Source organism: Methanomicrobium sp. (assembly GCF_055145805.1).
Genome location: NZ_JBSREC010000016.1, coordinates 1 through 8,380, shown reverse-complemented (window position 1 = coordinate 8,380; position 8,380 = coordinate 1). Strand labels below are relative to the sequence as shown.

General features: G+C 39.3%; 11 protein-coding genes and 1 tRNA gene. 3 read left to right on the top strand and 9 right to left on the bottom strand.

The annotated features are described in order from the left end of the window. Positions 1–74: 74 nt before the first annotated feature. From nth to ACTB1O_RS01085, 4 genes are all read right to left on the bottom strand, one after another. Entirely contained in the window at positions 75–752 is a 678-nt protein-coding gene (gene nth / locus ACTB1O_RS01100; RefSeq protein ID WP_462993297.1) for an endonuclease III, read from the bottom strand. 15 nt (positions 753–767) lie between these two features. Continuing rightward, positions 768–842 (bottom strand) — tRNA-Pro (locus ACTB1O_RS01095). Between the two features lie 64 nt (positions 843–906). After that, positions 907–1,611 carry a UMP kinase gene (pyrH, locus tag ACTB1O_RS01090; RefSeq protein ID WP_462993296.1) on the bottom strand — a complete coding sequence of 235 codons (705 nt, stop codon included), beginning with the start codon at positions 1,609–1,611 and terminating at the stop codon, positions 907–909. Positions 1,612–1,802: 191 nt separating this feature from the next. Beyond that, complete coding sequence (locus ACTB1O_RS01085; RefSeq protein ID WP_462993295.1) at positions 1,803–1,949, bottom strand: YHS domain-containing protein; 147 nt, start codon at positions 1,947–1,949, stop codon at positions 1,803–1,805. Positions 1,950–2,105: 156 nt separating this feature from the next. Here ACTB1O_RS01085 and amrS point away from each other — a divergent pair, with 156 nt between their 5' ends. Both amrS and ACTB1O_RS01075 read left to right on the top strand, forming a co-directional pair. Continuing rightward, positions 2,106–3,113, top strand: coding sequence for an AmmeMemoRadiSam system radical SAM enzyme (gene amrS, locus ACTB1O_RS01080; protein ID WP_462993294.1), 1,008 nt, complete (start codon positions 2,106–2,108; stop codon positions 3,111–3,113). Between the two features lie 44 nt (positions 3,114–3,157). Beyond that, entirely contained in the window at positions 3,158–3,646 is a 489-nt protein-coding gene (locus ACTB1O_RS01075; protein ID WP_462993293.1) for a Mut7-C RNAse domain-containing protein, read from the top strand. A gap of 8 nt (positions 3,647–3,654) precedes the next feature. On the opposite strand, the gene ACTB1O_RS01070 is transcribed toward ACTB1O_RS01075, so the two are convergent. Next, positions 3,655–4,320: a flavodoxin family protein gene (locus ACTB1O_RS01070; protein WP_462993292.1), complete on the bottom strand. Its 666-nt coding sequence runs from the start codon at positions 4,318–4,320 to the stop codon at positions 3,655–3,657. Next, a complete protein-coding gene (locus ACTB1O_RS01065) occupies positions 4,317–4,709 on the bottom strand; it encodes a hypothetical protein (protein WP_462993291.1) in 393 nt (130 codons plus the stop codon). The genes ACTB1O_RS01070 and ACTB1O_RS01065 overlap by 4 nt, the downstream gene beginning before the upstream one ends. A gap of 138 nt (positions 4,710–4,847) precedes the next feature. Between ACTB1O_RS01065 and ACTB1O_RS01060 the strand changes: the two genes are divergently transcribed. Then, the gene (locus ACTB1O_RS01060) at positions 4,848–6,194 is read left to right on the top strand and encodes a mannose-1-phosphate guanylyltransferase/mannose-6-phosphate isomerase (RefSeq protein ID WP_462993290.1); all 1,347 of its coding nucleotides are present in this window, start codon (positions 4,848–4,850) and stop codon (positions 6,192–6,194) included. A 90-nt stretch (positions 6,195–6,284) separates the two neighbouring features. Here ACTB1O_RS01060 and ACTB1O_RS01055 read toward each other — a convergent pair whose 3' ends face one another. From ACTB1O_RS01055 to ACTB1O_RS01045, 3 genes are all read right to left on the bottom strand, one after another. Beyond that, complete coding sequence (locus ACTB1O_RS01055) at positions 6,285–6,713, bottom strand: phosphate-starvation-inducible PsiE family protein (protein ID WP_462993289.1); 429 nt, start codon at positions 6,711–6,713, stop codon at positions 6,285–6,287. Positions 6,714–6,845: 132 nt separating this feature from the next. Further along, positions 6,846–7,055, bottom strand: a complete 210-nt coding sequence (locus tag ACTB1O_RS01050; protein ID WP_462993288.1) for a hypothetical protein — start codon at positions 7,053–7,055, stop codon at positions 6,846–6,848. Between the two features lie 434 nt (positions 7,056–7,489). Then, a partial coding sequence (locus ACTB1O_RS01045) for an ABC transporter permease (RefSeq protein WP_462993287.1) occupies positions 7,490–8,380 on the bottom strand: 891 nt, incomplete at its 5' end.

Genomic DNA, 8,380 nt, shown 5'->3' with positions numbered 1-8,380 from the left:
AGAAACCTTGAGCAGAATGTCGGCGACAGAATTGCGGCATATCTGGAAAACAATTAAACAAAATTAAATTTTAATTATTTTTTTCTTAAAAAAGTCTCTTGTAATGCCTTTTTCTCTTCTTTATAATATCTGCACAAATCCTTAATCTCGCAAATATCACATGCAGGTTTTCTGGCATCACAGACTTTGCGCCCGTGCGATATTAAAAGAAAATTAATCTTTCCCCATACTTTCTTTGGAAGAAGGGCGGTCAAATCCCTCTCTATTTTATCCGGATCTGTGTTGTCTGTCATCCCCAGACGAAGAGCAACCCTTTTTACGTGTGTGTCAACCGCAATCCCCTCGTTTATTCCATAAGCGTGGTTTAAAACAATGTTTGCAGTTTTTCTCCCGACACCCGGGAGTGTTACAAGCTCTTCTATTGTATCCGGAACAATACCTCCAAAACGGCTGCATAAAAGTTTTGAGGCCGCAATTATGTTTTTTGCCTTGGAATGATAAAATCCGGTGCTTTTGATTATACTTTCAACGTCGTTTATATCTGCTTCTGCAAGACTTTTGCAGTCGGGATATTTTTTGAAGAGCTCTTGTTTTACCCTGTTTACAGTTTTATCGGTTGTCTGTGCAGAAAGAACTGTCATTACAAGAATCTGGAAAGGGTTTTCAAACTCAAGAAAATTGAAATTCGTATCTTTATTCACGTAAATTTTTTTAAGAACTGAATATATTCTGCAAGCACTCAAAGTCTGCATAAAAAAACACTTAAATGGGGTAGGGCAGATTCGAACTGCCGTCAAAGCGTCCCAAACGCTCTAGGATGGACCAGGCTACCCTACTACCCCGTTTGTGACATCATATATTCCACTGTAATATTAAAAAATGTGCCGATTTAATATTGAAACTGTATCAGAGCGGCAGAATATCTTTTTTTGTTTCGCATACAAAGGATCCGGAGAAACTGCCCGTTAAAAGTGCATCTGTGAGGTTTTTCGGACTGTTTCCGTCAATAACAATCAGGGGTATCCTGCTTCTCTGGATTATTTTTGCAGCGACAAGATCAATTACATTGTTTGAGCCCGCACCCATCTTTCCGCCTGAGACTATATTTATCAGATCGTCAGGTGTCATATAATCAAATTTTGTTGCATTGCTGTTCTTTTTTGGATCTTCTGAATAAATGCCGTCTATTGATGTAAGATTTATCAAGAGATCTGCTTTTACCCTCTCTGCAATAACAGCAGATACCGCATCAGTCGTCTGTCCGGGTGTAACGCCGCCCATCACTACAATTTTGCCGGACTCAGCATATTTTAGGGCGTCAGTATAGTTCTCTGCAACAGCCGGATATGCAGAATTGCCGATTGCCCAGGAAAGAAGCGATGCATTTAGTCTTGTTACCAGTATACCCAGTTCGTCTGATGTCGCCTCGTCAATATCAAGGGAGCGCGCAACATCAATATATCTTCTGGCCTCCCCGCCGCCTCCGATGACCACAAAGATCTGATATTTTTCCGATAATTCAGTCAGAACATCACGGTATTGTCTGATATTATTTGATTCAAGTGAGGGAACAAGAATAGAGCCGCCAAGCGAGATTACAATTTTTTTCATATCAGAACTAAACTTTGGTTATAATACCATATATTCTTTCTAAATATTTGATCTTATGATTTATGACTGTAATAAAGATCATGATCATTCAGTCTTTTTGGATTTTTGATTATGAGAAATAAAATTATGCCGGGCGGTTCATGCATAACCCGGGAGGGCTGAAATCTGCAATATTCTGTAAAGATGCTCTTTTAATTTTGAAGGTATTTATCCGGCTCTTTATCAAAGGATACTTTGCATCCCTGTGCACAGAAATAGTATTTCTTTCCCTTATAATCTGATGAGTACTTAGCAGTTTTCTCATCCACAGTCATTTTGCATACAGGATCAATTGCCATCTCCATCTCTCCGCAAATACGTCAGCATATGGATTTCTGACATAAGTTGAGTAAAGATCATTCATATAAATTAACATTTCCCTGAGTTGACGGCTGACGGCAAAAGTCATTACATATGAGTGCAGAAAAAGAATCATTGCAGGGGGATTTATTTAAATGCATGAATGCCGGCTTTACGAAAAAAAAGATAACAGTTCTGTAAAATGCAGTCTCTGCAGCCACAGATGCACAATTGCTGATACAAAAACCGGAATCTGCGGAGTCCGGATGAACCGGGGCGGGATATTATATGCTGAAAGCTACGGAAAGGTGAGTGCGGAGGCTGTTGATCCAATAGAGAAAAAACCGCTTAATCACTTTCTTCCCGGTACAAATGTTTACTCGCTTGGCGGCATTGGATGCAATTTTAAATGCAGCCACTGCCAGAACTGGGAAATTTCGCAGTGTACAACAGCAGGATTTCTTCATTCCCTAAGCCCGGATGAGGGTGTTTTAAAGGCAAAAAATTACCATTGCAAAAGTATTGCATGGACATATAACGAGCCGACAATCTGGCATGAATATGCAATGGATATGGGAAAGATTGCACGGAAGGAGGGTCTTGGCACAATTTATGTGACAAACGGGTATATGACCGAAGATGCGGTGTCCGAGCTTTCCGGAATGCTCAATGCATTCAGGGTTGACATAAAGGCCTTCACAGAAGATTTCTATCACAGGGTCTGTAAAGCAAAACTTCAGCCTGTACTGGATGCGACAATAAAGGCAAAAGAATGCGGTATGCACATAGAAACAGTAACACTTCTGATTCCGGGCATAAATGATTCTGATGAAGAGATAAAAAATCTTGTAAAATGGATATATGAAAATCTCGGTGAGGACACTCCTGTTCATTTCACAAGGTTTCACCCCGACTATAATATGACGGACATAGGCCCTACTCCTATTAAAACACTCGAAAAAGCATACCAGTTTGCAAAGGATGCCGGAATCAGGTATCCTTATATTGGAAATGTCGCATCCCATCCTTTCAGCAATACATGGTGCCATAACTGCGGCGCACTTCTTATCGAACGCAATGGATTCACACAGAATAATGTCAGCTTAAAAGGGCATATCTGTGAAAAATGCGGTGCAGAGATACCTGTTGTAAATTCAGTCTGACAGCAGGATTTTCATATAATTTTTTTAGAATAAATGGATTTTAAATGGATGATATGAATCGTTTTCTGACAGACAGAATGCTTGGTGTTTTAACCCGTTATCTCAGATTTATGGGATATGATACCAGGAGTGCTGTCTCCCTGACTCCGGGAAACAGCCGCGAAGATACACTTCTTTTAGAGATTGCAAAAGAAGAAGGGCGATATCTTTTAACACGCGACAGAGAGCTTGCAGGAAGAGGTAAAAAATATTCTGCCGTTTTATTAAAGTCCGATGATGTGCTTTGCCAGGTAGAGCAGCTTTTTAAGGTAGGATTAATTGACAGCTCGCATTCACCGGGAATGCAGAGATGTGTTGTCTGCAATACATCTCTTCGGCCTGCCTCTTCGGATGAGATTAATAATTCCTCTTATGCCCCGTCTGGAAAAAAAGATCTGAAATTTATGTGGTGCCCTTTGTGCAGGAAGCTTTACTGGAGAGGAACACACTCTTTAAATGTGGATAAAAGGCTTAAAAAAATATTTGAAAATTGATCTTTTTATCAGAGCCATCCCTCTTTTTTCCAGTAGTCATACTCGGATTTCCACTCTTCTTTGTTAAGAGTGACAATATATTTCATTCTCTCCTTCATATCGGTGTGAAGTTTTTCCTGTTCAGGCCAGGTCTCTTTTTTCTCAATTGCGTCAAAAAGCCTCTCCCCCATCAGAAAAGCTTCAGTCTGTGCATCAGAAAAACCGTCCGGATTCGCTCCTATATCAATATTCACTTTTCCTACAGTATTTGCACCGAGAATTAAAAGAGTATTGTTGAGATAATCACAAACAAGTCCTGAGTTTGAACCGCCTGCGGTTGAGACCGAGAAACCGTATTTTCCGGTGAATCTCTGACAGTGAATAGCATCGGCAAGTCTGTCCAAAAATACCTTCATCTGTGCAGATACGGAGTTTATGTAATTAGGAGATCCCAGAATTATTCCGTCACTCTCCAAAATTGCCTCAAATATCTCCTTAAAATCATCATTGTGGATGCATTTGCCTTTTTTGTAGCATACATTGCAGCCTGTACAGAATTTAATCTCTTTTTTGCAGAGGTTTATAAATTCTGTTTTGGCTCCCTTTTTCCCCGCACCCAAAAGTCCCTGTTTTACAAGAGACATTGTGCTGCTTTTTTTGCCTCTCGGACTTGCGCATAACCCGACAATCTTCATTTGTAATCCTCTGTTACATCAACGCCGATTGCGTAATTTTTGCCGCATTCACCATCCAGGCTTACAGAAAACGCTTTGTGATCGTCCTCATCTATCACTTCAAAAAATCTGCTCTCACTATCGGCAGTATCTCCTGTAACCTGATCTTTTAAGGCGCATCGTACCATTACATTCATTGCAGGCCCCTGTCCTGAATTTGTAACGTCTATTAATGATGTATAGTAGCATGACCCGTCCGGTCTGTAGTGCTGTTCGGGAAGTGATATAGTCTGTTCAAAGTTATGTGAACCTGCCTGTCCTGACTGCGTTGTGGTGCACCCGGAGATCAATATTACTGAAATAATAACCAGGGCAATCATAATGTGTAGTGCTTTGGGAATTGTTTTCATAATTGTCAAATCCTGCATTTTTAGTCATTACTGTCCGGAAGGGAATAAATGTTTTCACAAATTAATAATAAAATAACGACTGATATCTCTTTAAGCAGTATTAATAAAAACTAAACTCTTATATCTGGTGGAATAAATATGAAAACAATCATTCTTGCAGGGGGGACCGGCACCCGTCTGTGGCCTTTATCGCGTAAATATTATCCCAAACAGTTTCTGAATATTAATGGCAGTTCTCTGTTTCAGAATACTTTTCTAAGAGCCCTTAAATTAAGTAGTCCTGAAGAGATAATCGTTGTAACAAACGAGCTTTATCAGTTTATTGTCAAAAATCAGATAGAAGATCTCGGATTTAACATTCCGGAAAATCATATCCTAAAGGAGCCTGCTGGCAAAAATACACTTCCGGCAATTATGTGGGGCGTAAAAGAGATCTGCAGAGACGATGATGATTGTGAGATAATTGTTTTCCCAAGTGATCATGTTTTGTCTGATGAGTCTGTTGATATTTTTAAAAAGGCAGCAGAACTTGCAAAAAATCATATTGTTGTCTTTGGAATAAAACCGGACTGCCCCAACACCGGTTACGGATATATAAATCCCGGAAAGTCTCTTGAATTTGGATATGAAGTCTCTGCATTTAAGGAAAAACCAAATTTGGAGCTTGCAAAAAAATATGTATCTTCAGGCTATCTCTGGAACAGTGGAATATTTCTCTTCTCGTCCCGGGTTTTTCTTTCAGAAACAAAGAAGTATCAGCCGGAAATAGCAGCCGGATTCTCCTCTGGTGAGGTGGATTACCAAAAGCTTGATTCAGTCTCAATAGATTACGGCCTTCTTGAAAGATCAGAAAAGATTGCGGTTGTTATGCTTGACTGTTTCTGGAGTGATCTTGGAAGCTTTAAATCGATGTATGAGATGAAGACTCCTGATGAGAACGGAAATGCAGGCAGTGCTGAATTTTTGAATTCAAAGGGGAATTTTGTCTCATCCGGCAATAAAAAAGTTGCACTTATCGGAATTAATAATACTGCTGTCATAGATACCGGCGATGCACTTTTGGTCTGTGATCTCAAGAGCACCGAGTCTGTCAGGGAAATTGTCCAGATATATCAGGAGAGGGAAGATGATATTGCAAAGTATCATCTCACAGTTAACCGGCCGTGGGGATCTTACACTATTCTGGAAGAACACAAATTTTATAAGATAAAGAGAGTATCGGTAAAACCGGGAAGTATTCTCTCACTTCAAAAGCATCATCACAGAAGTGAACACTGGGTTGTTGTTAGCGGTAGTGCTGAGGTTACTGTTAATTCAGGCACAAAAACCCTCTCCCATGGAGAGAGTACATATGTTCCGGCAGGTGCTATGCACAGGCTTGCAAATAAAGGTAAAATTCCGCTTGAGGTAATAGAGGTTCAGATAGGTGAATATCTCAATGAGGATGATATTGAAAGATTTGATGATGCATATGGCAGGGTCTGAATATTAAAGCGAAAAATAAGTTATTGACTGTTAATTTTTTATTGCTTAAAAATCTGTTAAAATTATTTTAAAAGATGAAAATTATTGTCTTCAGGGTTTTAATGAGTCTGCTTTTTTAACGAAGTAGTAGCCTGCGGTCAGGGCAATTACGACTGCACCTATACCGATAAGTTCAAGATCGGATGCAGTATTCGGGTCGAGTACAATTATCTTTCTTGAAATTGCTATTATTGCAAGTATTATTACAATTCCAACTTCAAGTTTTTGCGTTGCAAGGAATGATTTTATGGTTTCCATAAGTTCTATTCCTATTAAAATAAGCAGGAAAAACTCAAAGAACTGTAAAATGCCGTGTGCTTCAAGGAGATATACAGAGTCGTCGTATAACAGACTGATTGCCATCATTACTACAAGTTCATACAATGAAAAGACTATTACTATCGTTAAAAGTATCATTAAGGCAAAGTAGACCGCCAGTTCGATATTTGTTATGGCTTTTAGTACTTTTTCGTTCATCATCCTTTTTTAAGAGTCTATTTTTATAATATATATTGGTAGTGTTGTATTATTCCAAATCCTGGGAAAATACACTTTAAATTAGAATTTAATTAAGAATATAAAGCCTATTTCGCAGATTCTTCCGGTTTTTTCTTAATGTTTCCCGCAGAAATCTGTTCTTACAATTGCAGGTCCTTCTGGTTCAAATGCGTAATGAGAGGGATTTGCCACGAGATCAGATACGTTTATCTTCATTTCAATCAGGTTTTCGTAGCTGAAAAGTTCTGATATTGTCTCTTCTCCTAAAAGGTATGAAACCTGCAGTCCGTTGAAACTCCTGGCAACTCCTATTATCTCTTTCATGTTTCTTTTTTAAGGTATGATGCGATATAATCTTTCCCGCAATTTTTGTGATTATATCAAAATTAAAAAAAGGAATTATATATTCCTGATTTTTTTGCAAAAAGTATTGCAGCTCATTTGAATTTTTTGTTTAATCATTGACCTGGGTGTAATTCTTTCATGCAATTTTTATTTACGCTAATTTACAAAAGAATTTTTACAAGGCCTTATTTTAAAATCCCTGTGTATTAAGAGTCAGATAATCTTTTCTCGTCCCTGCTTTTACAATTTTTCCGTGTGTATGTTACGTTGTATTGTGACATTGGAATTCATAGATGTGGTAAAGTCAGCAACTGCATAAGACGGGATAAAAACGATAATTGGAATCAGTGAAATTAAGGCATGAAAAAAGAGAGGATGTCTGAGGTTGGTTTTTGTGCATGTTTTATTCTTCATTACCGGATATCTATTCTCATGAACCTGACATATGCAATCCCGAAGAAAGTTACCGGTAAAAGGATGAGTGCGATAATATTTATGTAAAGGTTGGATAAGATTCCCGGAATGTCAACTCCTGTCTCACCATTTCCTGCATCTCCTATCGCCTGCCCGTATATGGCGCGTGCGACAGTAGGGTTGGTGAGACTAGTCGTGATCTTCTGGTAATTATTTGTCGGGGAGAAGAGCGATAAGGTCTGCATAAATGTCGTTCGCCGTTCTGAGTATTCCCTGATCTGTTGCTGGTACAGTTTCAGTTCAGGATTTTCCCCATTTGCCTGACTCATCTGGTCATATGCGATATCCGGCATTTCCGGTGCCTGTCCGACTACTAGATCACTTATTGCAGGTGTGCTCATAATTATCGGAATAAGGCCCGCAAAAAGAGTGTATATTATCATAGTGTAGATAAGTGCTTTACCGCTGTCTTCGGTAATTGCCGACATGCAGAGTGCAATGGAGAAGTAAGTGAATATGAAGAGGAAAGAGAAACCGCAGAAGAGTATAATTAGCAGGACTTCCGTTGCATTTGGTACAAGACTGAATATGAGTAATGTTGCAAATGAAATAAGCAGTACAATCCCGAAGGCAAGGGAGAGTGCTGCAATTGCGCCCAGGGCCTTTCCGTTTATAACTTCATCCCGGTATACCGGATGGGCGAGGAGAATTTTTAATGACTTATTCTCACGTTCTTTTGAGATCAGGTCAAAACCCATGGCGATTGCGAGTATTACTCCAATCATGTAGAACGGCGTGCTCATATGATAGAAGACCAGAAGAACCGAAGGCAGTGCCAGGTATGAAGTGGTTGATGATGAACCTGCCGAACCAGACGTGGTGATCGTAAC

Coding starts and splice junctions, on each gene's coding strand:
- ACTB1O_RS01085 (WP_462993295.1), bottom strand. CDS start 1,949: ATGGCAATTGATCCTGTATGCAAAATGACTGTGGATGAGAAAACTGCT.
- ACTB1O_RS01060 (WP_462993290.1), top strand. CDS start 4,848: ATGAAAACAATCATTCTTGCAGGGGGGACCGGCACCCGTCTGTGGCCT.
- pyrH (WP_462993296.1), bottom strand. CDS start 1,611: ATGAAAAAAATTGTAATCTCGCTTGGCGGCTCTATTCTTGTTCCCTCA.
- nth (WP_462993297.1), bottom strand. CDS start 752: ATGCAGACTTTGAGTGCTTGCAGAATATATTCAGTTCTTAAAAAAATT.
- ACTB1O_RS01065 (WP_462993291.1), bottom strand. CDS start 4,709: ATGAAAACAATTCCCAAAGCACTACACATTATGATTGCCCTGGTTATT.
- ACTB1O_RS01075 (WP_462993293.1), top strand. CDS start 3,158: ATGGATGATATGAATCGTTTTCTGACAGACAGAATGCTTGGTGTTTTA.
- amrS (WP_462993294.1), top strand. CDS start 2,106: ATGCATGAATGCCGGCTTTACGAAAAAAAAGATAACAGTTCTGTAAAA.
- ACTB1O_RS01055 (WP_462993289.1), bottom strand. CDS start 6,713: ATGATGAACGAAAAAGTACTAAAAGCCATAACAAATATCGAACTGGCG.
- ACTB1O_RS01050 (WP_462993288.1), bottom strand. CDS start 7,055: ATGAAAGAGATAATAGGAGTTGCCAGGAGTTTCAACGGACTGCAGGTT.
- ACTB1O_RS01070 (WP_462993292.1), bottom strand. CDS start 4,320: ATGAAGATTGTCGGGTTATGCGCAAGTCCGAGAGGCAAAAAAAGCAGC.